Source organism: Nocardioides sp. JCM 18998 (genome assembly GCF_055391535.1).
On record NZ_AP043886.1, the window covers coordinates 3,873,287 to 3,895,271 of the forward strand.

Annotated in this window: 21 protein-coding genes; 11 read left to right on the plus strand and 10 right to left on the minus strand. The window is 70.8% G+C overall.

Annotated elements, in window-relative coordinates; genetic code table 11:
- Positions 1-8 precede the first annotated feature (8 nt).
- From rapZ to uvrA, 4 genes are all read right to left on the minus strand, one after another.
- The gene (gene rapZ, locus ACZ5L9_RS18275; protein WP_464530490.1) at positions 9-902 is read right to left on the minus strand and encodes an RNase adapter RapZ; all 894 of its coding nucleotides are present in this window, start codon (positions 900-902) and stop codon (positions 9-11) included.
- Entirely contained in the window at positions 902-2,863 is a 1,962-nt protein-coding gene (uvrC, locus tag ACZ5L9_RS18280; RefSeq protein WP_464530492.1) for an excinuclease ABC subunit UvrC, read from the minus strand. The genes rapZ and uvrC overlap by 1 nt, the downstream gene beginning before the upstream one ends.
- 16 nt (positions 2,864-2,879) lie before the next feature.
- Positions 2,880-3,347 carry a Rieske (2Fe-2S) protein gene (locus ACZ5L9_RS18285; protein WP_464530495.1) on the minus strand — a complete coding sequence of 156 codons (468 nt, stop codon included), beginning with the start codon at positions 3,345-3,347 and terminating at the stop codon, positions 2,880-2,882.
- A 106-nt stretch (positions 3,348-3,453) separates the two neighbouring features.
- Entirely contained in the window at positions 3,454-6,453 is a 3,000-nt protein-coding gene (uvrA, locus tag ACZ5L9_RS18290) for an excinuclease ABC subunit UvrA (RefSeq protein WP_464530498.1), read from the minus strand.
- A 100-nt stretch (positions 6,454-6,553) separates the two neighbouring features.
- Between uvrA and ACZ5L9_RS18295 the strand changes: the two genes are divergently transcribed.
- Genes ACZ5L9_RS18295 through ACZ5L9_RS18305 form a run of 3 tightly spaced genes read left to right on the plus strand, consistent with a single transcriptional unit; the run spans position 6,554 to position 8,122 of the window.
- Entirely contained in the window at positions 6,554-7,261 is a 708-nt protein-coding gene (locus ACZ5L9_RS18295; protein ID WP_464530501.1) for a maleylpyruvate isomerase family mycothiol-dependent enzyme, read from the plus strand.
- Complete coding sequence (locus ACZ5L9_RS18300) at positions 7,261-7,932, plus strand: MBL fold metallo-hydrolase (RefSeq protein WP_464530504.1); 672 nt, start codon at positions 7,261-7,263, stop codon at positions 7,930-7,932. The genes ACZ5L9_RS18295 and ACZ5L9_RS18300 overlap by 1 nt, the downstream gene beginning before the upstream one ends.
- A 1-nt stretch (position 7,933) precedes the next feature.
- A complete protein-coding gene (locus ACZ5L9_RS18305) occupies positions 7,934-8,122 on the plus strand; it encodes a hypothetical protein (protein ID WP_464530507.1) in 189 nt (62 codons plus the stop codon).
- A 96-nt stretch (positions 8,123-8,218) separates the two neighbouring features.
- Here ACZ5L9_RS18305 and ACZ5L9_RS18310 read toward each other — a convergent pair whose 3' ends face one another.
- On the minus strand, positions 8,219-8,626 hold the full coding sequence (locus ACZ5L9_RS18310) for an SRPBCC family protein (protein WP_464530510.1): 408 nt from the start codon (positions 8,624-8,626) through the stop codon (positions 8,219-8,221).
- Positions 8,627-8,813: 187 nt separating this feature from the next.
- Between ACZ5L9_RS18310 and ACZ5L9_RS18315 the strand changes: the two genes are divergently transcribed.
- A complete protein-coding gene (locus ACZ5L9_RS18315) occupies positions 8,814-9,146 on the plus strand; it encodes a helix-turn-helix domain-containing protein (protein ID WP_464530514.1) in 333 nt (110 codons plus the stop codon).
- A 41-nt stretch (positions 9,147-9,187) separates the two neighbouring features.
- Here ACZ5L9_RS18315 and ACZ5L9_RS18320 read toward each other — a convergent pair whose 3' ends face one another.
- From ACZ5L9_RS18320 to ACZ5L9_RS18330, 3 genes are all read right to left on the minus strand, one after another.
- The gene (locus tag ACZ5L9_RS18320; RefSeq protein WP_464530517.1) at positions 9,188-9,796 is read right to left on the minus strand and encodes a ClpP family protease; all 609 of its coding nucleotides are present in this window, start codon (positions 9,794-9,796) and stop codon (positions 9,188-9,190) included.
- Entirely contained in the window at positions 9,793-10,413 is a 621-nt protein-coding gene (locus ACZ5L9_RS18325) for a ClpP family protease (protein WP_464530520.1), read from the minus strand. Before ACZ5L9_RS18325 ends, ACZ5L9_RS18320 begins: the two co-directional genes overlap by 4 nt.
- Positions 10,414-10,526: 113 nt before the next feature.
- Positions 10,527-10,922: a limonene-1,2-epoxide hydrolase family protein gene (locus tag ACZ5L9_RS18330; RefSeq protein WP_464530522.1), complete on the minus strand. Its 396-nt coding sequence runs from the start codon at positions 10,920-10,922 to the stop codon at positions 10,527-10,529.
- A 92-nt stretch (positions 10,923-11,014) separates the two neighbouring features.
- On the opposite strand from ACZ5L9_RS18330, the gene map reads away from it, so the two are divergent.
- Complete coding sequence (gene map, locus ACZ5L9_RS18335; protein WP_464530526.1) at positions 11,015-11,782, plus strand: type I methionyl aminopeptidase; 768 nt, start codon at positions 11,015-11,017, stop codon at positions 11,780-11,782.
- Between the two features lie 83 nt (positions 11,783-11,865).
- Here the strand turns inward: map and ACZ5L9_RS18340 are convergent, their stop codons facing one another.
- Complete coding sequence (locus ACZ5L9_RS18340) at positions 11,866-13,614, minus strand: MFS transporter (RefSeq protein WP_464530529.1); 1,749 nt, start codon at positions 13,612-13,614, stop codon at positions 11,866-11,868.
- A gap of 63 nt (positions 13,615-13,677) precedes the next feature.
- Here ACZ5L9_RS18340 and ACZ5L9_RS18345 point away from each other — a divergent pair, with 63 nt between their 5' ends.
- The 6 genes from ACZ5L9_RS18345 to ACZ5L9_RS18370 all read left to right on the plus strand — a co-directional run bounded on the left by ACZ5L9_RS18345 (position 13,678) and on the right by ACZ5L9_RS18370 (position 20,062).
- Entirely contained in the window at positions 13,678-15,063 is a 1,386-nt protein-coding gene (locus ACZ5L9_RS18345) for a pyridoxal phosphate-dependent decarboxylase family protein (RefSeq protein WP_464530532.1), read from the plus strand.
- Positions 15,064-15,093: 30 nt separating this feature from the next.
- Complete coding sequence (locus tag ACZ5L9_RS18350; RefSeq protein WP_464530535.1) at positions 15,094-15,345, plus strand: DUF3263 domain-containing protein; 252 nt, start codon at positions 15,094-15,096, stop codon at positions 15,343-15,345.
- Positions 15,346-15,521: 176 nt separating this feature from the next.
- Complete coding sequence (locus ACZ5L9_RS18355) at positions 15,522-17,222, plus strand: acyl-CoA dehydrogenase family protein (protein WP_464530539.1); 1,701 nt, start codon at positions 15,522-15,524, stop codon at positions 17,220-17,222.
- A gap of 10 nt (positions 17,223-17,232) precedes the next feature.
- Positions 17,233-18,648 carry an MFS transporter gene (locus ACZ5L9_RS18360; RefSeq protein WP_464530543.1) on the plus strand — a complete coding sequence of 472 codons (1,416 nt, stop codon included), beginning with the start codon at positions 17,233-17,235 and terminating at the stop codon, positions 18,646-18,648.
- Entirely contained in the window at positions 18,645-18,995 is a 351-nt protein-coding gene (locus tag ACZ5L9_RS18365) for a GntR family transcriptional regulator (protein ID WP_464530547.1), read from the plus strand. Before ACZ5L9_RS18360 ends, ACZ5L9_RS18365 begins: the two co-directional genes overlap by 4 nt.
- Before the next feature lie 50 nt (positions 18,996-19,045).
- Positions 19,046-20,062 (plus strand): DUF2804 family protein, encoded by a 1,017-nt coding sequence (locus tag ACZ5L9_RS18370; RefSeq protein ID WP_464530550.1) that lies wholly within the window; start codon positions 19,046-19,048, stop codon positions 20,060-20,062.
- Positions 20,063-20,227: 165 nt separating this feature from the next.
- On the opposite strand, the gene ACZ5L9_RS18375 is transcribed toward ACZ5L9_RS18370, so the two are convergent.
- Positions 20,228-21,670: a glycine hydroxymethyltransferase gene (locus ACZ5L9_RS18375; RefSeq protein ID WP_464530554.1), complete on the minus strand. Its 1,443-nt coding sequence runs from the start codon at positions 21,668-21,670 to the stop codon at positions 20,228-20,230.
- Positions 21,671-21,985: the final 315 nt, after the last annotated feature.

Here is a 21,985-nt window from a genome sequence, read left to right on the forward strand (position 1 = left end):
CGCGTCGCTCATTCGCGCCCCAGGTCCCGGTGGGCGGTGGCGGCGTCGTGGCCCAGGGCACGCAGGCGGCGCGCGATCTCCTCCGACATCGCCACGCTGCGGTGCTTGCCGCCGGTGCAGCCGATCGCGATCCGCATGAAGCGCTTGCCCTCGCGCAGGTAGCCCGGGGCGACCCCGGCCAGCACCTTGACGTAGCCGTCGAGGAACTCCTGGGCGCCCTCCTGGGCGTAGACGTACTCCGCGACGTCGGCGTCGGTGCCGTTGTGCGCGCGCAGCTCGGGGACCCAATGCGGATTCGGCAGGAAGCGCATGTCGGCGAGGAAGTCGGCGTCGACGGGGATGCCGTACTTGAAGCCGAAGCTGATCACCGTCACCGTCAGCCGGGTGCGCTCGGGGCTGCCGAAGGCCTGCGCGACCCGGTCGGTGAGCTGATGGACATTGAGCGCGCCGGTGTCGATGACGAGGTCCGCCGAGGCGCGCAGCTCGCCGAGTACGACGCGCTCACGCTGGAGGGCGTCGAGGAGCCGGTCCTTGCCCTGCATCGGGTGGGGCCGCCGGGCCGCCTCCTGGCGGCGGACGAGGACCTCGTCGGCGGCGTCGAGGAAGAGCAGCGTCGACTGGCGATCGAGGACGTCGTGGGCCATCGAGTCGACCAGCTGCTCGAAGAAGGCGCCGGAGCGCACGTCCACCACCACGGCGATCGGCTGCTGACGACCGCGCGAGGCGTCAACCAGCCGGACCACGTCCGGCAGCAGGCTCGGCGGGAGGTTGTCGATGACGTAGAAGCCGAGGTCCTCGAGCTCCTTGGCGGCGGTGCTGCGCCCCGCGCCGGTCATGCCGGTCACGACGACGACCTCGCCGGCCGTCGACGGATCCTGGGTGTCCTGGACGGGCTCGGTCATCAGATCTCCTCGATCTCACCGGTCGTGACGTTGATCGCCACCCTAGGCGACTTCGCGGCCTCGGCGACCGCATCCTTGATCGCGGCCGCGGTGGCCGGGCCGATGCCGGGCAGCGCCGCGATCTCCTCGGTGGTGGCGGCCCGCAGCTTGCGCAGCGAGCCGAAGTGCTTGAGCAGCGTCTTGCGCCGCACCTCCCCCAGTCCGGGCACGTCGTCGAGCATGCTCTCCACCATGCTGGCGCTGCGCCGACCGCGGTGATGGGTGATCGCGAAGCGATGCGCCTCGTCACGCAGCCGTTGCAACAAGTAGAGCCCCTCGGAGCTGCGGGGAAGGATCACCGGGTCGGTGTCGCCGGGCACCCAGACCTCCTCGAGCCGCTTCGCCAACCCGACGACCGGAACGTCGTCGATGCCGAGCTCGTCGAGGGCCCGTACGGCCGCTGCGACCTGCGGGGCGCCGCCATCGACGACCACCAGGCCGGGGGCGTACGCGAACTTGCGGGGCCGGCCCGTCTCCGGGTCGACCAGCATCGGACCGCCCTCAGGGTCGGCGATCGAGCTCGCCTGCTCGTCGAGCAGCCGCTTGAACCGGCGGGTGATGACCTCGTGCATCGCCTTCACGTCGTCGGAGCCGTCCTGGCCCTTGATGATGAAGCGGCGGTACTCGCTCTTGCGCGCCAGCCCGTCCTCGAACACGACCATCGAGGCCACGATCTCGGTCCCCTGCAGGTGCGAGATGTCGTAGCACTCGATCCGCAGCGGCGCCTCCTCGAGATCCAGCGCGTCGCGGATCTCCTCCAGCGCGCGGTTGCGGGTGGTGAGGTCGGAGGCACGCTTGGTCTTGTGCAGCGCGAGCGCCTGGGTGGCATTCGTCGCGACGGTCTCCTGCAGGGTGCGCTTGTCGCCGCGCTGCGGCACCCGGATCTGGACCTTGCTGCCCTTCACGTCCGCGAGCAGACGCTCCATCGTCTCGACGTCGGGCGGCAGCGCCGGCACGAGGATCTCGCGCGGGATCGCCTCGCCCTCCTCGCCGGCGTAGAGCTGCAGCAGGAAGTGCTCGACCAGCTCGGCCGTCTCGCCCTCCTCGACCCTGTCGGCGACCCAGCCGCGCTGGCCCTTGATCCGCCCACCGCGGACGTAGAAGATCTGGACGCCCACCTCCAGGGGGTCCTCGGCCAGCGCGATGATGTCGGCATCGGACCCGTCGCCGAGCACGACGGCCTGCTTCTCCAGTGCGCGGTTCATGGCACCGAGGTCGTCGCGCAGTCGCGCGGCGCGCTCGAAGTCGAGCTCGTCGCTGGCGGCGTACATCTCCTTCTCGATGCGACGCAGGAAGCCGGCCGTCTGCCCGCCAATGAAGTCGCAGAAGTCGTCGACGATCTTGCGGTGGTCCTCGGGGCTGATCTTGCCGACGCAGGGCGCGCTGCACTTGTCGATGTAGCCGAGCAGGCAGGGTCGCCCGATCTGCTGGCTGCGCTTGAAGACGCCGTTGCTACACGAGCGCATCGGGAAGACCCGCAACAGCACGTCGACCGTCTCGCGGATCGCCCACGCGTGGCCGTACGGGCCGAAGTAGCGGGTGCCCTTCCGCTTCGCGCCACGCCCCACCATCACCCGCGGGAACTCGTCCGAGAGCGTGACCGCGAGCCAGGGGTACGACTTGTCGTCGCGGTACTTCACGTTGAAGCGCGGGTCGTACTCCTTGATCCAGGAGTACTCCAGCGCCAGCGCCTCGACCTCGGTGTTGACCACCGTCCACTCCACGCTCGCCGCGGTGGTGACCATCGTGGCGGTGCGCGGGTGGAGGTTGGCGATGTCCTGGAAGTAGGAGGTCAGCCGTGGGCGCAGCGACTTCGCCTTGCCGACGTAGATGACCCGGCCCTTGGCGTCGCGGAAGCGATAGACCCCGGGCTGGGTCGGGATCTCCCCCGGCTTCGGGCGGTAGGTGCGGGGGTCTGCCACAGGCCTGAGTTTACGTTCAGCCCTGCTCGACGAGGTTGCCGCCGTCGACCTTGACCGTGGCCTTCTCCAAGGGCTGGGTGGCAGGGCCGGTGATCACCGAGCCGTCCTTAATGGAGAACTTGCTGCCGTGGCAGGCGCAGTCGATGCTGCCGTCCGCGATCGAGGAGACCTGGCAGCCCTGGTGGGTGCAGGTCGCGCTGAATGCCTGGTAGTCCCCCGCGGTGGGCTGGGTGACGACGACGTTGGCGTCGGCGTAGAGCTTGCCGCCGCCGACGGGCACGTCGGAGCTCGGGCCGAGGGTCGTGCCCCCGCCGGCCGAGGACGATGTGCCACCGGACGTGGAGCCGGTCGATCCGGACGACCCCGCCCCGCTGTCGTCGCTGATCGTGTCGCCGGAGCCACAGGCGGCCAGCAGCGGTACGCCGACGGCTGTCAGCGCGGCGCCTCCGACGACATGGCGGCGGGTGATCTTCTGCTCGGTCACGACGGGTTCCTCTCGGAAGATGGTTGAGATTTCACGCTACGTGGGGTGCGCGACCGCCTCCGCAAGAGAATCCTGAGAACTCCCCGAGAAAGTCGGCCCCACTGGGTCAGCGCTGCGCGGAAGCAGCCTTCTTGGCGCCCGTCTTCTTCGCCGGAGCCTTCTTCGGAGCGGAAGCCTTCGCGGCGGGAGCCTTCGTGGCGGGCGCGCGCTTGCGGGCCTTCTTCGGCTCGGTCGGCTGCTCGGCCTCCTTGCCCTCCAGCAGCGGCACCAGGAACCGGCCGGTGTGGCTGGCCGGGTTGGCCGCGACCTGCTCGGGCGTGCCCTCGGCGACGACCGTGCCGCCGCGCGAGCCGCCCTCGGGGCCCATGTCGATCAGCCAGTCGGCGGTCTTGATCACGTCGAGGTTGTGCTCGATGGTCAGGACCGTGTTGCCCTTCTCGACCAGGCTCTGGAGCACCTTGAGAAGCTTGCGGATGTCCTCGAAGTGCAGACCCGTGGTGGGCTCGTCGAGGACGTAGACCGTCCGGCCGGTGGAGCGCTTCTGCAGCTCGGAGGCGAGCTTGACCCGCTGCGCCTCGCCACCCGAGAGGGTGGTGGCGGGCTGTCCGAGACGGACGTAGCCGAGGCCGACCTCGACCAGCGTGGTCAGGTGACGGCTGATCGCGGGCACGGCGGCGAAGAACTCGACCGCCTCCTCGATCGGCATGTCGAGGACCTCGCCGATGTTCTTGCCCTTGTAGTGCACCTCGAGCGTCTCGCGGTTGTAGCGCTGGCCGTGGCACACCTCGCACGGCACGTAGACGTCCGGCAGGAAGTTCATCTCGATCTTGATGGTGCCGTCGCCGGAGCACGCCTCGCAACGGCCGCCCTTGACGTTGAACGAGAACCGGCCCTGCTGGTAGCCGCGCATCTTCGCCTCGGGGGTCGCGGCGAAGAGCTTGCGGACGTGGTCGAAGACGCCGGTGTACGTGGCCGGGTTGGAGCGCGGCGTACGGCCGATCGGCGACTGGTCGACGTGGATCACCTTGTCGACGTGCTCGAGGCCGGTGATCGTGCGGTGGCGGCCCGGGATCGTGCGCGCGCCGTAGATCTGCTTGGCCAGCGAGGTGTAGAGGATGTCGTTGACCAGGGTCGACTTGCCCGAGCCGGAGACGCCGGTGACGGCGCAGAAGACGCCGAGCGGGAAGTCGACGGTGACGTTCTTGAGGTTGTTCTCACGGGCGTCGTGGACCGTGAGAGCACGCTCGGGCGTACGCGGGCGGCGGACGGCCGGAACCGGGATCTCGCGCTTGCCGGCGAGGTACTGCCCCGTCATCGACTTCTCGTTGGCGTAGAGCTCCTTGACCGTGCCGCTGTGCACAACATGGCCGCCGTGCTCGCCGGCGCCGGGGCCGATGTCGACGACCCAGTCGGCGACGTTGATCGTGTCCTCGTCGTGCTCGACGACGATCAGGGTGTTGCCCAGGCTCTTGAGCCGGACGAGGGTCTCGATGAGCTTCTGGTTGTCGCGCTGGTGCAGGCCGATGGACGGCTCGTCCAGGACGTAGAGGACGCCGACCAGGCCGGCGCCGATCTGGGTGGCAAGCCGGATCCGCTGCGCCTCGCCGCCGGACAGCGAGCCGCTCGGACGGTCGAGGGAGAGGTAGTCGAGGCCGACGTCGAGCAGGAAGCGCAGCCGCTCCTGGATCTCCTTGAGCACCCGCTCGGCGATCTGCTTCTCGCGCTCGCTGAGCACGACCGCGTTGAGGTATTCGGAGGCCTCGTTGATGGGCAGGGCACAGACCTCGGCGATGTTCTTGCCGCCGTTGTCCTTGTCCCCGAGGGTGACCGACATCGAGACGGGCTTGAGCCGGCTGCCCTCACACGTCGGGCAGGGCACCTCGCGCATGAAGCCCTCGAAGCGCTCGCGGCTGGTGTCGGACTCGGCCTCGCGGTGACGGCGCTCGATGTAACGGCGCACGCCCTCGAAGTCGGCGTCGTACGCGCGCTGACGGCCGTACCGGTTGCGGGTGACGACGTGCACCTTGGTGCTGTGCCCATTGAGGATGGCGCGCTGTGCCGTGGTGGGGAGCTGCTCCCACGGCGTGTTGAGGTCGAAGCCGAGCTCGTCGCCCAGCGCGCCCATCAGCCGCAGGAAGTACTCGGCGATGTGGGCGTGGCTCCACGGCTGGATCGCGCCCTCCCCCAGCGTGGCCTGCGGGTTGGGGACCACCAGCTCGGGGTCGACCTCCATCCGGGTGCCGAGGCCGGAGCAGGCCGGGCAGGCGCCGAACGGGCTGTTGAAGGAGAAGGAACGCGGCTCGAGGTCGTCGGTCTCGATGGGGTGCTCGTTGGGGCACGCCATCTTCTCGCTGAACTTCACCTGCTCGCCGCCCTCGCCGTCGGGCCCTGGGACGAAGTCGAAGACGACCAGGCCGCCGGCGAGCTCGAGCGCTGTCTCGACCGAGTCGGTCAGCCGACGCTTCGAGGACTCCTTGACGGAGAGGCGGTCGACGACCACCTCGATGGTGTGCTTCTTCTGCTTGTCGAGCTTCGGCGGGTTGTCGAGCGTGTGGGTCTCGTCGTCGACGCGCGCGCGGCTGAAGCCCTGCTGCTGGAGCTGGCTGAAGAGCTCGACGTACTCGCCCTTGCGGCCGCGGATGACGGGCGCGAGCACCTGGAAGCGCCGGCCCTCCCCCATCGCGAGGACGCGGTCCACGATCTGCTGCGGGGTCTGCCGCTCGATCGGGGCGCCACAGGTCGGGCAGTGCGCACGACCGGCGCGGGCGTAGAGCAGACGGAGGTAGTCGTAGACCTCGGTGATCGTGCCGACCGTCGAGCGCGGGTTCTTGGAGGTCGACTTCTGGTCGATCGAGACCGCGGGGCTCAGGCCCTCGATGAAGTCGACGTCCGGCTTGTCCATCTGGCCGAGGAACTGCCGCGCGTACGCGGAGAGCGACTCGACGTAGCGTCGCTGGCCCTCGGCGAAGATCGTGTCGAACGCGAGCGACGACTTGCCGGAGCCCGAGAGGCCGGTGAAGACGATGAGCGCATCGCGGGGAAGGTCGAGCGAGACGTCCTTGAGGTTGTGCTCACGCGCACCCCGGATGATGAGCTGGTCCGCCACCGCGGTCCCTTCAGGAGAGTTGGATCGAACAAGTGTTCGCCATGCTAACAGGTCGGACCAACGCCTCCCGCGTTGTGGTCGACGGTGCCAGGATGGCGGGGTGACTTCACCTGCGGATCCCCTGAATGCGGCCACCGATCGCCTGATCGCGAGCGTCGAGGCCCTGTCCGATGACGAGTGGGCCGCGCCCAGCATGCTGCCCGGCTGGAGCCGCGGTCACGTGGTCGCGCACCTGGCGCTGAACGGCGAGGCGATGGCCGCCGCGGTGCTCGGCGTCATCGGCGGACAGCCGCGCCCGATGTACGCATCGGACGCGGCCCGCGACGAGGCGATCGCGGAGCTGGCACAGACCCACCGCGCACCGCTCTGGCGTCGGTTCCTCGTCGCGACCAGCCGCCTCGACGAGGCGCTCTCGGCACTCGCGGAGGCCCCGACCGAGGTGGTCGAGACGCTGATCGATCGGACGCCGGGCAGCGCGCGACGCTTCCCTGCGGGCGCCACGGCCGGGATGCGGCTGCGCGAGATCGAGATCCACCACGTCGACCTGGGCGCCGGCTACGGGCCGGCCGACTGGCCGGTGCCCTTCGTCCGCGAGCTGCTCGGCTACGGTGCCTCGCGCCCTGCCGACGGCGTCGACGCACTGCTCGTCGCCTCCGACCTCGACTGGAGGCACCAGCTCGGCAGCGGCGGGCCCACCGTGACCGGCCCCGCCCACGGGCTCGCCTGGTGGCTCACCGGCAGGCCCCCGTACGAGGGTGTCGAGCTGAGCGTCGAGGGCGGCGACCTGCCGCGGATCGGAGCGTTGTGATGGCGTACACCGGGGAGGTGCGGCCCGGCGGCGCCGGGGACGTCCGCGAGCTCGATGCGCTGACGATCACCAAGGTCGCCGTCGACCCGAAGATGTCGAACAACTGCTACCTCCTGCGCTGTCACGCGACCGGCGAGCAGCTGCTCATCGACGCCGCCGCCGAGGCCACGACCCTGCTCCGCCTCATCGGCGCCGCCGGGCTGGCCACCGTCGTGACGACGCACCAGCACTGGGACCACCACCGGGCCCTGTCCGATGTGGTCGCGGTGACCGGCGCCTCGGCGCTGTGCGGCGAGCCGGACGCCTCGGCGATCGCCGATGCCACCGGGGTCCCCGTCGCCCGTACGCTCGCGCAGGGCGACACCGTGACCGTCGGCGACTGCGTCCTCGACGTGATCGCGATCCGCGGGCACACGCCGGGCTCGATCGCGCTGCTCTACACCGATCCCGCGGGGTCTCCTCACCTGTGGACCGGCGACTCACTCTTCCCCGGCGGCGTCGGCAACACGTTCGGCGACGCCGCGGCCTTCGAGCAGCTGATCACCGACGTCGAGGAGCGGATCTTCCAGCGGCTGCCGGATGAGACATGGTTCTACCCCGGCCACGGCAATGACTCCACGCTCGGCGCCGAGCGCCCGCAGCTGGCCGAATGGCGCGAGCGCGGCTGGTGAGATGAGCCTCGCCGCCGGCGTCGTCATCGCCGCCCTGGTCGCGGGCTGGCTGGCTCCGGCCGCTCTGACGACGGCCGGCTGCCGGCGGCGCGGCAACGGCTGGGGTCTCGCCGTGCTGGGTGGGCTGCTCTTCCCGCTCGCCTGGGCCGGGTGGTACCTCCGGGACCGGCACCGGGGCACCGTCGCCTGACCATCGGCCGGCGCGGGGTCGCGAGAAACTGGTGGGAAGCGGCGCCGCCCCACCGCCGGATCACGCCACTTCCCACCTGTTGCTTCGGTCGGTGGCTCAGCGCTCGAGGACGGCCTTGAGTCGGTGGAGGTCCTCGCTCACCGTGGCGGCGTCGCGGTCGAAGTCCTCCTCGCTCATCCCCGGGAGCTGGCGCAGTGTGAACAGCACCTCGCTGACCCCTCCGTACGCCATCACCCGGACCGGGTTGTTCACGACCTCGCCCGAGGGCAGATGTACGTCGTGATCGAGGACGCCGAGGTCGTTGCGCGGCGCGAAGGTGAAGGTGATCGCGCCCATCGGCGAATCGGTCGCCCAGGCCGAGCCGTTCCATGTGACCTCGGCGCCGGCGAGACCGCTGGCCCACTGCGGCAGGTTGGCCGGCTCGACCGCGAAGTCGTAGACCTCGGCTGCCGGGCGGTTGATCCAGACGCTGACGTGCCGTGAGCGCGGGAGGGCATCGGTCATGCCATCGACCCTAGTCGGCCGGCCTCCGGCACCGCAGGTCCATCAAGGTATGCAGTTGAACCGGCGCTCCCCACGGTGAGTTCCGCACGGGAAGCGCCGGTTCGGCTACATACCTCGATGAGCCGGCAGGCGTTCGCCCACGGTGAACGCACTTCGCCACGACCCCAGCCGGGCCTAGCGTGGCGGCATGGGCCAGGTCATCGAGTTCCCACAGCAGCCCCAGCCGGACGCAGCAGCGACCCCGGGCCCGGCGATCGAGCCGCTGTGGCGCCATGCCGTCGGTGAGGTTCTGCGCGAGGAGCGCGGTGTCCAGGAGCGCACCCTCGCCGACGTCGCCAGCTCCGCCGGCGTCTCGACGCAGTACCTCTCCGAGGTCGAGCGCGGCCGCAAGGAGGCCAGCTCGGAGGTGCTCGGCGCCGTCGCCGGTGCCCTCGGACTGCGGCTGGTGGATCTGACAGGCCGGGTCACGCGACGCCTCGACGCCGGCCGCGTGACCGGCCCGGTGTGCCTGGCCGCCTGACGCAGTCGTGATGCGGCCGACCGGCGAGGCCGGGGCCGCGCTCATCGGGCGGCAAGCAGCCGCCGGCTCTCCAGTACCGCGTCTGCCACGCCGTACGCCACGCTCTCCTGCGCCGTGAGGACCAGGTCGCGGTCGGTGTCGCGGTGCACCTCCTCGACGCCTCGACCCGTGTGCCGGGCGAGGATGGTCTCCAGCTCGGTCCGCAGCCGCAGGATCTCCTTGGCCGCCACCTGCAGGTCGGGTACGTCGCCGCGCGTGCCGCCCTGAGCCGGCTGTTCGAGCACGACCCGCGCGCGGGGCAGCACCGAGCGTGACCCGGGCGCTCCGGCGGCGAGCAGCACCGCCGCCGCGCCTCGCGCCTGCCCCACGCAGGTGGTGGCCACGGGTGCGGCGATGAAATCCATGGTGTCGTAGACGGCCAGCATCGCGGTGGGGTCGCCACCGGGGCTGTTGAGGTAGAGGTTGATCGGGGTCTCGGGGCTCTCCGACTCCAGGTGGAGCAGCTGGGCGATGACGACGTTGGCGACGCCGTCGTCGATGGGCGTGCCGACGTAGACGATCCGGTCGCCGAGCAGGCGGCTGTAGATGTCCACGGCGCGTTCCCCGTGGCGGGTGCGCTCGACCACGGACGGGATGGTGTAGCTGCTCACGGCGCCACCGCGCCGAAGGCCATCTCCCGGCGGGCCGGGGAGATCGCGTCGACGCTGTCGAGGACGGCGTCGACCAGGCCGTAGGCGCGGGCCTCCTCGGCGGTGAACCAGCGGTCGCGCACCGAGTCTGCGTCGACCCGCTCCACGCTCTGGCCGGTCAGCTCGGCGGTGATGCGCAGCATCCTCCGGGTCATCTGCTCCAGCCGGGTGGCCTGGACCTCGATGTCGGCGGCGCTGCCGCCGATGCCGGCCGAGCCCTTGTGCAGCAGCACCTCGGCGTTGGGCAGTACGAAGCGCTTGCCCGGGGTGCCGGCGGTGAGAAGGAACTGCCCCATGCTGGCAGCCAGGCCCATGCCGAGGGTCGCGACGTCGTTGGGGATCAGGCGCATGACGTCGTAGATCGCCATGCCCGCTGTGACGGACCCGCCGGGGCTGTTGATGTAGAGGCTGATGTCGCGGTGCGGGTCCTCGGCAGCGAGGAGGAGCAGCTGGGCGCAGATGCGATTGGCGATCGGGTCGTCGACCTCCTGGCCGAGGACGATGATGCGCTGGTGCAGCAGGCGGTCGGCCAGCTGGTCGTCGAGCGGTCCGGTGGGCGGTTGCGGTGTCTGGGTCATGTCTCGAGCCTGGCCGCAGGCTGCCGGTGAGCCCAGCGGATCCGCCGAGGGCAGATCCGCCCTGGGCAGAGGACCCGCTCACCGTCTTCGTGCGCGGTGCCAGCGCGCCGGCCTCAGCGCCCCCTGGCCATCGCGAACAGCCCCCGCACCGAGCCGGCCAGGACGTTGCCCATCGCGTAGTGGTCGTCCCAGACGGCGACCTTGCCGTCGCGCACGGTGAACGTGCCGCAGACCCAGAAGGACGCCTTCCAGCGGCCGATCCGCAGGTGGTCCGTGCGATCGGTGAGCACGACGTCGCCGTCGGCGGCCATCGCGTGCATGTCGGCCGAGAACTTCACGTTGCGGCGCTCCAGGTCGAGCAGCGTGCGGCGTACGCGCTTGCCCCGCAGGGTCGGCAGGCCGGTGTTGCGCCACTCGGCGTCGTCGCTCAACAGCTCCACCGCCTCGACGGCGCGACCGTCGGCGAGCAGGTCGAGGAAGGTACGGACCACGGCAGCGGAGTCGCTCATGCGTCCCGACGCTACTGGCGACCGCCGCCGGCCGGTAGACCTCTCCCGGGCACGCTTCGCCGCCAGCGTGCGGGCTCGCCTAGGCTGGGCGGGTGATCGAGCTCCGCACCCCCACCCAGATCGAAGAGATGAAGCCCGCCGGCCGGTTCGTCGCCGACGTGCTCCTGGCCCTGAAGGACGCGGCCGCGGTCGGGGTGAACCTGCTCGAGCTCGACGCCCTCGCGCACCGGATGATCAAGGACGCCGGCGCGGAGTCGTGCTACATCGACTACCACCCGAGCTTCGGCGCGAGCCCGTTCGGCAAGGTGCTGTGCACGAGCGTCAACGACGCGGTCCTGCACGGCCTGCCGTACGACTACACGCTCCAAGACGGCGACCTCCTCAGCGTCGACTTCGCCGCCAGCGTCGACGGGTGGGTCTCCGACTCCGCCCTCTCCGTCGTGGTCGGGAACGCCCGACAGGAGGACCTCGACCTGATCGAGACCACCACCCGGGCACTCGCCGCCGGCATCGGCGCGGCCCAGGCCGGCAACAAGATCGGCGACATCTCGCACGCCATCGCGACCGTCGCCCGCGAGGCCGGCCTGCAGATCAACACCCAGTTCGGCGGCCACGGCGTCGGCCGCACGATGCACGGCGAGCCGCACGTCCCCAACGACGGCCGCCCCGGTCGCGGCTTCAAGCTGCAGCCCGGTCTGGTGATCGCGATCGAGCCGTGGTTCCTGCACACCACCGACGAGATCTACACCGACCCCGACGGCTGGACCCTGCGCAGCAAGGACGGCTCCCGCGGCGCCCACATGGAGCACACCGTCGCGATCACCGCCGACGGCCCGCTGGTGCTGACCGCGCGCGACTGAGGTTCCGAGGCTTGCGGCGCTCGCCCCTCGACCCCGATGGTCGAGGTGCGAGGAGCGTTAGCGATGGGCCGCGAGACCCCCGATCACTCCTCATCAGGCAGCGACGAGCCGACGGCGACCTCGGCGAGGACCGGCTCCTCCTCGTGGACGTACTTGCCGCCCGCCAGCAACGAGGCGATCGCGGCGAGCACGCACATCACCGCGGCCGCGCCGAAGACCACGATCAGACCCTGATGGAACGGCTCGGACATGAGCTGCGGGAAGAAGGTCTTGCCGGTCAGGACGTCCAGATCCGGCGTGCCGAGCGGGATGCCGGCCTTGTCGATCTGGTCGAGGATCGTCTGGATCGGGTTGAAGCCGAGGAACGACGCGAACAGCGACCCCACCGGCGGCAGCTGACCGGCCGCTTCGGCGGCCTGCGACGACACCCCGTGTGCGGCCAGCCCGCCGGTCATCGTCGTCGGCAGCTTCGAGGCCAGGCCCGCGATCATCAGCGAGAAGAAGACGCCGATCGAGAGCGATGAGCCGGCGTTGAAGAAGGTCCCACGCATCCCGGAGGCGGCGCCGCGCTGGTCGGCGGGGACGGAGTTCATGATCGCCGAGACGTTGGGCGCGGCGAAGAGTCCCGAGGCGAGCCCGTTGACCAGCAGGAGCGCCGCGAAGGCCCCATAGTTGAAGTCCACCGGGATGATCAGGAAGCCGACGAACGTCGCCGCCACCAGCAGCATCCCGCCCGCCGCGAAGAGGCGCGCACCGAACCGGTCGGAGAGCACACCGGAGATCGGCCCGGCGATGAGGAAGCCGACCGTCAGCGGGAGCATGTAGATGCCGGCCCACAGCGGCGTCGACTCGTAGGAGTAGCCGTGCAGCGGCAGCCAGATGCCCTGCAGCCAGATGATCAGCATGAACTGCATGCCGCCCCGCGCCACCGAGGAGAGCAGACCGGCCAGGTTGCCGGCCCAGAACGGCCTGATCTTGAACAGCGACATCGCGAACATCGGGTCCGGCGAGCGGGTCTCGATCCAGCAGAACAGCGCCAGCAGCAACGCCCCGCCGACGATGCCGCCCAGCACCCAGGGGTTGGTCCAGCCCATCGTGTGCGAGCCGTACGGCTGGATGCCGTACGTGATGGCGACCAGGATCGAGGTGAGTCCCACCGCGAAGGTGAGGTTGCCGGGCAGATCGAGGCCGCCGGGGCGCCGCGTCCCGGTCTCATGCAGCGACTTGTAGGACCAGATCGTGCCGAGGACGCCGATCGGCACCGAGACCCAGAAGACGGCGCGCCAGTCCCACTCGGAGAGCACGCCGCCGATGACCAGGCCGAGGAACGAGCCGGCGACAGCGGCGACGTTGTTGATGCCGAGCGCCATGCCGCGCTGCTCGGCGGGGAACGCGTCGGTCAGGATCGCCGTCGAGTTGGCGAACAGCATCGAGCCGCCGATGCCCTGGATGACGCGACCCGCGATCAGCCACTGGGCACCGCGCGCGCCGTCGAACGGGTCGAGCGAGAGCAGGATCGAGGCGATCGTGAAGACGACGAAGCCCAGGTTGTAGATCTTCACCCGGCCGTACATGTCGCCCAGGCGCCCCAGCATCACGACCAACACCGCTGAGACGACCAGGAAGCCCATGATCATCCACAGCAGGTAGCTCACGTTGCCGGCGCCGAGCGGGTCGAGGTGGATCCCCTTGAAGATCGCCGGCAGCGAGATGATCACGATCGAGCTGTTGATCGTCGAGATCAGGATGCCGAGCGTGGTGTTGGACAGGGCCACCCACTTGTAGGAGGGGTGGTCGGCGGCCCAGCGGGGCTGTTGCGTGGGAGCACTCACTCACGCAGTTTACTTGCCCTTGCTAACAAATTTCGAGAGGTGAAACGGCCTACGCTGGGGCGCATGGATGAGGCCAGGGACCCCGCCCGGATGCATCGCTACGGCCCCGAGGCGGACAAGGTCGCCACACGTCTGGCGGAGCTGAGCGTGGCGCGACTACGGGATCCGGTGCCGCTCGACGGCACCAGCACGTACGACGCCCTGCACGCCGTCGCCGGCGAGACCGTCACCGCCGACGGCCTCGGGGGCGACGCCGTCACCACCCTGTGGGACGAGGTGCTGTCGCGGGCGTGCATCTCCACCGACCACCCGCGTTACCTGGCCTTCATCCCGAGCGCACCGGCGAAGGCGGCCGCGGCGTTCGACATGCTGATCGGCGCCTCGAGCGTCTACGGCGGCAGCTGGCTCGAGGGGGCCGGGGCCGTCTACGCCGAGAACCAGGCGCTGCGCTGGATCGCCGATCTGGCCGGCCTGCCGGCGGAGGCCGGGGGCGTCTTCGTCCAGGGCGGGACGTCGGGCAACCTCTCGGCGCTCGTCGCGGCCCGGGCAGCGATGCACCGCCGCCGCGGGGAGCGGCCGGTGCGCTGGGCGGTGCTGCTGAGCGATGAGACCCACTCGTCCGTACGGCACTCGCTGGAGCTGGTGATGGATGTCGACGTCGTCGTCATCCCGGGCGACGAGCGCGGCCGGATGAACGGCACCGCCGTCGCGGCCTGGGCCGAGGCCGCCACCTCGGAGGAGCGGGCGGCGGTGTGCGCCGTCGTCGCCACCGCGGGCACCACCAACCTCGGGGTCGTCGACGACATCGACGGCATCGCCGACGTCTGCGAGCAACACGGCTGGTGGCTCCATGTCGACGGCGCCTACGGGGGTGCCGCCCTGGCTGCGCCGTCGGTCCGGGATCTCTTCGCGGGCATCTCGCGCGCCGACTCCCTCATCGTGGATCCGCACAAGTGGCTCTTCGCGCCGTTCGACGCGTGCGCCCTGCTCTACCGCGACCCGACCCTGGCCCGAGCGGCGCACACCCAGCACGCCAGCTACCTCGACTCGGTCAACCTGCGTGGCGAGTGGAACCCGAGCGACTTCGCCGTCCAGCTGAGCCGACGGGCCCGGGGGCTGCCGTTCTGGTTCTCCCTCGCGGTGCACGGCACCACCGCCTATCGCGAGGCCGTCGAGCGCACGCTCGAGGTGGCCCGAGCCGCCCGGGCGCTGGTCGACGAGGCCGAGCACCTCGAGCTCCTGGTCGAGCCCGACCTCTCGGTGCTCATCTTCGAACGGACCGGCTGGACGGAGGGCGACTACGCCGACTGGAGCACACGGCTCCTGGAGGATGACATCGCCTTCATGATGCCCAGCCGGCACCGCGGGCGGGTCTGCACCCGCATCGCGGTGGTCAACCCGCTCACCACCGTCGCCGACGTGGCTCGGGTGCTCGACTCGATGCGCTGAGCCGGGCCGACCCCTGCGACACTGTCCGCCATGCGGCAGGGACTGAGCGAGCGCGAGAGCGACATCCTCGGCTTCGAGCGCTCGTGGTGGACCCACGGCGGCGGCAAGGAGACCGCCATCCGGGAGCGGTTCGACCTCAGCGCCGGCGACTACTACCGGCTGCTCGGCGAGCTGATCGACCACCCGGACGCGTTGGCGGCCGACCCCCTGCTCGTACGCCGGCTGCGTCGCCAGCGACTGACCCGGCAGCGCGAGCGATCGGCTCGTCGCGGCTCCGATTAGTCCGATCGGGCTATCTAAACCTCGCAGCGGGACTATCTTGTCCCGGTCTTCGTGACACCGCGTCGGGGCTGTGATTAACGTACTTCCTGCCGAGCCGCTGATGACCCGAGACGTCAGCGGCTCGGCTTTTCTGTTCCCCACCGGCGGATCCCGTCCGGGGCCTCTATTCTCGCTCCATGGCGTCCTTTGCACCGGGCACGAGCCCGACCCGCTTCGAGCTCCGTACCGCGACCAACCAGGCTCCCCCGCTGGTCGGCCACAACGTGGTCACCAGCGATGCGGCTCTCTCCGAGGCCGTGCTCCGCCACGGGTCCGACGAGGTGCTCGACTCGCTGGTCGCGTTGGGCGCCGAGGCCGGCACCGCCGACGCGCGCGAGCACGGCATGCTGGCCAACGCCCACCACCCGGAGCTGGTCAACTACGACCGCTTCGGCAACCGGGTCGACGAGGTCCGGTTCCATCCCTCGTGGCACTGGCTGATGGAGCGCGCGGTCGGGCACGGTCTGGCCGCGGCGCCCTGGGAGCGCCAGGCCGGCGGAGACGCCCACGCCCATCTGCGTCGCGCGGCCGGCTTCCTGGCCTGGTCGCAGACCGAGCCCGGTCACGGCTGCCCGATCTCGATGACGTACGCGGCGGTCCCGGCCCTGCGCGCCGACGCCGCCCTCGCGGCGGAGTGGGCGCCCCTGCTCGCCTCGCTGCGCTACGACCCCGGTCTGCGGCCCGCGAGCGCCAAGCTCGGCGCGCTGGCCGGCATGGGGATGACCGAGAAGCAGGGCGGCTCCGACGTCCGGGCGAACGTGACGATCGCGCGCCCGACCGGCACGGAGGGCGAGTACACCCTGCACGGGCACAAGTGGTTCACCTCCGCGCCTCAGAACGACCTCTTCCTCGTGCTGGCCCAGGCGCCGGGCGGCGTGACCTGCTTCGTGATGCCGCGCGTCCTGGCCGACGGCTCCCCCAACCGTCTCGACGTGGTCCGGCTCAAGGACAAGCTCGGCAACCGGTCGAACGCCTCCTCGGAGCTGGAGTTCGACGGCACCGTCGTACGCCGGCTCGGCGAGGAGGGCCGCGGGGTGCGGACGATCATCGAGATGGTCGCCGCGACCCGGCTCGACTGCGTCGTCGGCTCGGCCTCGCTGATGCGCAAGGCCGTCGCCGAGGCGTCGTGGCACGTCGCGCACCGCTCCGCATTCGGCGGCGTGTTGGCCGACAAGCCGCTGATGCGCAACGTGATCGCCGACCTCGCCGTCGAGTCCGAGGCGGCCACCGCCCTCGCGATGCGGCTCGCCTCGGCGGTGGATCGCGTCGGCACCTCGACCCAGGAGGCCGCCTTCCGACGCCTGGCCCTGCCGCTCGCGAAGTTCTGGGTCTGCAAGCGCACCCCGGGGATGGTCGCCGAGGCGCTCGAGTGCCTGGGTGGCAACGGCTATGTCGAGGAGTCCGGTCTGCCGCTGCTCTACCGCGAGGCGCCGCTCAACTCCGTCTGGGAGGGCTCCGGCAACGTCAACGCACTCGACGTGCTGCGCGCCCTGTCGCGCGAGCCGGAGGCGCTCGACGCCTACCTGACCGAGATCGGCGGCGCCCGCGGCGCCGACCCGCGCCTCGACGCGGCGACCGAGCAGCTCCTGGCCATGCTCGGCTCCCTGATGGGCTCCCCCGACGAGCTCGAGGCGTCGGCCCGGCGGCTCGCCGGACGGATGGCGGCCGTGCTGCAGGGCTCGCTGCTCGTCCGGTACGCCCCCGCCGAGGTCGCCGACGTCTTCTGCGCCTCGCGGCTCGGCTGGGCCGACGGAAACGGCCACGACGGGACGTACGGCATGCTCCCGGGTGGCGATCTGGCGGCCATCGTCGCGCGCACCACCCCGACGCTCGCATGACAGCGCGGTGATGACCGCGACGCCGGCCGCAACGCCGGCCACTCCCGGGGTCCGGATGGGCACGCCCGTCGGGCGCGCGGTGGTCGCCGCGGCCACGCTCGGCTCGGGCATGGCACTGCTGGACGGCACGGTCGTCAACGTCGCACTGCACCGCATCGGCGAGGACCTCGACGCCTCGCTGGCGCAGCTGCAGTGGATCACGAACGCCTACCTGCTCACCCTGGCGAGCCTGATCCTGCTGGGCGGGTCGTTCGGCGACCGCTTCGGGCGTCGGCGGGTCTTCGTGATCGGCGTGGTGTGGTTCGCGGCGGCGTCACTGGCCTGCGGCCTGGCCCCGTCCGCCGACGTGCTGATCGGCGCCCGCGCCCTCCAGGGCATCGGCGGCGCCCTGCTCACCCCCGGCAGCCTGGCGATGATCCAGGGCGCCTTCGCGCCCGAGGACCGGGCTCCGGCGATCGGCGCCTGGTCGGGGCTGGGCAGCATCGCCGCGGCGATCGGCCCCTTCATCGGCGGCACGCTCATCGACTACGCCAACTGGCGCTGGATCTTCCTGCTCAACCTGCCGCTTGCCGCCATCACCGTGCTGATCGCGACCCGTGCGGTGCCGGAGACGAGGGATCCGCACGCCTCCTCCCGCTTCGACATGGCCGGCGCCGTGCTCGCGGCGGTGGCGCTCGGCGGAACCACGTACGCGCTGATCGAGTGGGGCGGGGCCGCCGCCCTCATCGCCGCCGTCGTCGGCGTCGGGGCCGGGGTCGCCTTCGTGATGGTCGAGCGCCGGGTCGCGGAGCCGATGCTCGACCTGCGGCTCTTCCACGACCTGACGTTCAGCGCCTCGAACGCGATGACCCTGCTGGTCTACGGCGCGCTCGGCTCGCTCACCTTCTTCGTCGTGCTCGAGCTGCAGACCGCCGCCGGCTGGTCGGCGCTGGTCGCCGGGGCCGCGTTCGTCCCGCTGACCGTGATGATGGTGCTGTTCGCCTCCTCCGGCGGACGCCTCGCCCAGCGGATCGGCCCGCGCATCCCGATGAGCGTCGGACCGCTCGTGATGGCGCTCGGCACCCTGGCGTTGACCCGCATCGGCCCCGACGCCGACTACTGGACCGACGTCCTGCCCCCGGTGACCTTCTTCGGGGCCGGTCTGGCGATGATGGTCGCGCCGCTCACCGCGACCGTCCTGGCCGCCGCACCCGACGAGCAGGCCGGCCTGGCCAGCGGCGTCAACAACGCCGTCGCCCGCTCGGGCTCGCTGCTCGCGGTCGCTGCTCTGCCGGTCGCCGTCGGCCTCAGCGGCGACGAGTACGCCGACCCGGTCGCCTTCGACAGCGCCTTCGGTCACGCGATGCTGATCTGCGCGGCGCTCCTGGTCGCCGGCGGCGCCGTCTCCTGGATCACCATCCGTCGACCCGAGGGGATGGGCGGATGATCACGATCGACCCCGGTGCCGCCGAGCCGCCGTACGAGCAGGTCAAGGCCCGGATCACCGCGCAGGCGGCGAGCGGCGAGCTGCCCGCCGGCACCCGTCTGCCGCCCGTACGCCAGCTCGCCGAGCAGCTCGGCCTGGCCGCGAACACCGTCGCCAAGGCCTACCGCGAGCTGGAGCAGGCCGGCGTCATCGAGACCCGCGGCCGGGCGGGCAGCTTCGTCGCCGGAGCCGGGGTCGAGCGCGAGGCTCGCGCCGCCGCAGCCGCCTACGCCGAACGGGCCGTCGCCCTCGGGTTGTCGCCCGTCGAGGCGCTGCGGCATGTGCAGCGCGCCCTCCGCCTGGACTGAGACGACGAACCGTCCCTCCTCTGCCGCGGCGAGCCGCTAGGTTCGTCGGCATGGAGACGCTGGTCACCCAGGGACACCGAGCCACCGGGCTCTTCGACGTCCGCCCCACCCGGGTCAACCCGCTCGACGCCTTCGCCGGCCCGCGCCGCACGCTGCAGCGGTTGCGGCTCAAGGAGTGGGTCGGCTGGACCTTCATGCACCCCGAGCTCTCCGCCTCGATGATCCTGCAGGACGCGAACTACCTGGCCAGCTCGGAGATCTACGTCCGCGACGCCGCGACCCAGCGGCTCACCCAGCACAGCGCCAACGCGCGCGGCGGCAGCCTGCGACTCCCCGAGGCGCTCTACGGGTCGTCGCCGCGGATCGAGCGGCCGGGCTACCGGATCGCGTACGACCTCAGTCCGCTCGGCGGCACCCACCGGATCCACGTCGACATCGCGGCGTCGCGGTCCGGCCAGCTGCCCATCAGGGCGGACCTGGAGCTGGACGGCTCCGGCGCCTCGGCACCGCTCTCGGTCAGCCAGCCGCTGCTTCCCCGCGGCGAGATGTACACCCACAAGCTGGTCTTCCCCGTCGCCGGCACCCTCACGGTCGGCGAGCACACCTACGTCTTCGACCCCGCCCGCGACCTGGTCATCCTCGACGAGCACAAGACGTTCCTGCCGTACCGCACGCACTGGCTGTGGGGCACCTTCGCCGTGCGGCACGACGACGGCATCGTCGGCGCCAACTTCTGCGAGCGTCCCGACGCCGCGAACACGCCCGGCGAGTCGTGCCTCTGGCTGCCGGGCGAGGACGGCACGCCGACCTGCGTCGGGCTCGACCAGGTCGCCTTCGTGGCGGAGACCGACCCTGCGTCCGACGCCCTTCCTCGCTGGCACGGCTTCTCCCACGACGGCCGGCTCGACGTCACCTTCACCCCGGACGGGCGCAAGGACGTCAAGCACCAGCTGCTCGTGGCCACCATCGACTACTGGCAGCTCTACGGCACCTGGTCGGGCCAGATCGGCGGCCGTACCGTGGATGCGGTCCGCGGTGTGATGGAGAAGATGGACGCCCGCCTCTGAAGCGCCGCCCACCGAACTCACGGACGCCGAGCTCACGGACGCCGAACTCACGGACGCCGAACTCACGGTCGCCGAACTCACGGTCGCCGAACTCACGGTCGCCGAACTCACGGTCGCCGAGCTTGTCGAGGCGCCTCGACAGGCTCGGCGACCGAGCACCGACCGCTAGCTGAGCTCGAGGCCCGGGTAGAGCGGGTTCTTCTCGAGGAGCTCGGCGCTCGCTGCCTTGGTGCGGTCGGCCACGCCGTCCGCCAGGACATACGACGCCTTGGAGACACCGCCGTCCTTGGTGGTGCCGGCCTCGGTGTTCTTCAGGACGTCGACGATGAGCTCGGCGACCTTGTCGAACTCGTCGTGGCCGAAGCCGCGAGAGGTCAGCGCCGGGGTGCCGAGTCGGACGCCGGACGTGTACCACGCGCCGTTCGGGTCGGAGGGGACGGAGTTTCGGTTGGTGACGACGCCGGCGTCGAGCAGCGCCGACTCCGCCTGGCGGCCGGTGAGGCCGAAGTTGGAGACGTCGAGCAGGACGATGTGGTTGTCCGTGCCGCCGGTGACGAGGTTGGCGCCGCGCGACAGGAAGCCCTGGGCGAGCGACTGGGCGTTGTCGGCGACGTTCTGCGCGTAGGTGCGGAACGAGTCCTGACGGGCCTCGGCGAAGGCGACGGCCTTGGCGGCCATCACGTGCGAGAGCGGGCCACCGAGGACCATCGGGCAGCCGCGGTCGACCGACGGCGCGTACTCCTCCGTGGAGAGGATGAAGCCACCGCGCGGGCCCCGCAGCGACTTGTGCGACGTCGAGGTGACGACGTGGGCGTAGGGAACCGGGTTCTCCTCCCCGGTGAAGACCTTGCCGGCGACCAGGCCGGCGAAGTGGGCCATGTCGACCATGAGGGTCGCACCCACCGAGTCGGCGATCTCGCGCATCTTGGCGAAGTTCACCCGGCGCGGGTACGCGGAGTAGCCGGCGACCAGGATGAGCGGCTTGAACTCCTTGACCTTCTTGGCCACGGCGTCGTAGTCGAGCAGGCCCGTCTCCGGGTCGGTGCCGTACTGGTTCTGGTGGAACATCTTGCCGGAGATGTTGGGGCGGAAGCCGTGGGTGAGGTGTCCGCCCGCGTCCAGGCTCATGCCGAGCAGGCGCTGGTTGCCGAGCTCGTTGCGGAGCTTCTCCCAGTCGGCCTCGGACAGGTCGTTCATGTTCTTCACGCCGGCGTTCTGCAGCCACGGGCCCTCGACGCGGTGGGCGAGGATCGCCCAGTACGCGGTGAGGTTGGCGTCGATGCCGGAGTGCGGCTGCACGTAGGCGTACTCGGCGCCGAAGAGCTCGCGGGCGTGCTCGGCGGCGAGGGCCTCGACGGTATCGACGTTCTGGCAGCCCGCGTAGAAGCGATGGCCGACGGTTCCCTCGGCGTACTTGTCCGAGAACCAGGTGCCCATCGTCATGAGCACGGCCGGGGAGGCGTAGTTCTCCGAGGCGATGAGCTTGAGGGAGGCTCGCTGGTCGGCGAGCTCCTTGCGCGTGGCCTCCGCAACACGCGGCTCGACCGAGGCGATCACCTCGAGAGCCTGCTGGTACGCGGAGCTGGTCAGGGACGACAGGTCAGCCATAGCGCGAATCCTAGTGACAGGACCCCTCGGAACGCATGATCGGCGACGACCCCCGTCCGAGGTGACGTGGACCACACGGTGCCGCTCCCAGCGGGACGCGCCGTCCACATCACGGACAGGCGTCTCGCAATACGGGATACGTGCTTGTCGCAACCCTGTCCGAGGGTTGAGACTCGTCGCCATGGTCTCCGCTGCAACGCACATGTACCTCGTGGTCCGTCGCCACGTGGACTTCGGGCGTACCCGCAGCATGATCTGTTGGCCTCGCTGACCTCGACACCTGGGCCCGACGCCATCCCGCTCGGCACCAGCTGT

What these genes read in the sequence shown, in the direction of transcription:
- rapZ (WP_464530490.1), bottom strand. Translation starts at nt 902, where the DNA reads ATGACCGAGCCCGTCCAGGACACCCAGGATCCGTCGACGGCCGGCGAG.
- ACZ5L9_RS18300 (WP_464530504.1), top strand. Translation starts at nt 7,261, where the DNA reads ATGGCGTACACCGGGGAGGTGCGGCCCGGCGGCGCCGGGGACGTCCGC.
- ACZ5L9_RS18305 (WP_464530507.1), top strand. Translation starts at nt 7,934, where the DNA reads ATGAGCCTCGCCGCCGGCGTCGTCATCGCCGCCCTGGTCGCGGGCTGG.
- ACZ5L9_RS18310 (WP_464530510.1), bottom strand. Translation starts at nt 8,626, where the DNA reads ATGACCGATGCCCTCCCGCGCTCACGGCACGTCAGCGTCTGGATCAAC.
- ACZ5L9_RS18315 (WP_464530514.1), top strand. Translation starts at nt 8,814, where the DNA reads ATGGGCCAGGTCATCGAGTTCCCACAGCAGCCCCAGCCGGACGCAGCA.
- ACZ5L9_RS18325 (WP_464530520.1), bottom strand. Translation starts at nt 10,413, where the DNA reads ATGACCCAGACACCGCAACCGCCCACCGGACCGCTCGACGACCAGCTG.
- ACZ5L9_RS18330 (WP_464530522.1), bottom strand. Translation starts at nt 10,922, where the DNA reads ATGAGCGACTCCGCTGCCGTGGTCCGTACCTTCCTCGACCTGCTCGCC.
- ACZ5L9_RS18345 (WP_464530532.1), top strand. Translation starts at nt 13,678, where the DNA reads ATGGATGAGGCCAGGGACCCCGCCCGGATGCATCGCTACGGCCCCGAG.
- ACZ5L9_RS18350 (WP_464530535.1), top strand. Translation starts at nt 15,094, where the DNA reads ATGCGGCAGGGACTGAGCGAGCGCGAGAGCGACATCCTCGGCTTCGAG.
- ACZ5L9_RS18355 (WP_464530539.1), top strand. Translation starts at nt 15,522, where the DNA reads ATGGCGTCCTTTGCACCGGGCACGAGCCCGACCCGCTTCGAGCTCCGT.
- ACZ5L9_RS18360 (WP_464530543.1), top strand. Translation starts at nt 17,233, where the DNA reads ATGACCGCGACGCCGGCCGCAACGCCGGCCACTCCCGGGGTCCGGATG.
- ACZ5L9_RS18365 (WP_464530547.1), top strand. Translation starts at nt 18,645, where the DNA reads ATGATCACGATCGACCCCGGTGCCGCCGAGCCGCCGTACGAGCAGGTC.
- ACZ5L9_RS18370 (WP_464530550.1), top strand. Translation starts at nt 19,046, where the DNA reads ATGGAGACGCTGGTCACCCAGGGACACCGAGCCACCGGGCTCTTCGAC.
- ACZ5L9_RS18375 (WP_464530554.1), bottom strand. Translation starts at nt 21,670, where the DNA reads ATGGCTGACCTGTCGTCCCTGACCAGCTCCGCGTACCAGCAGGCTCTC.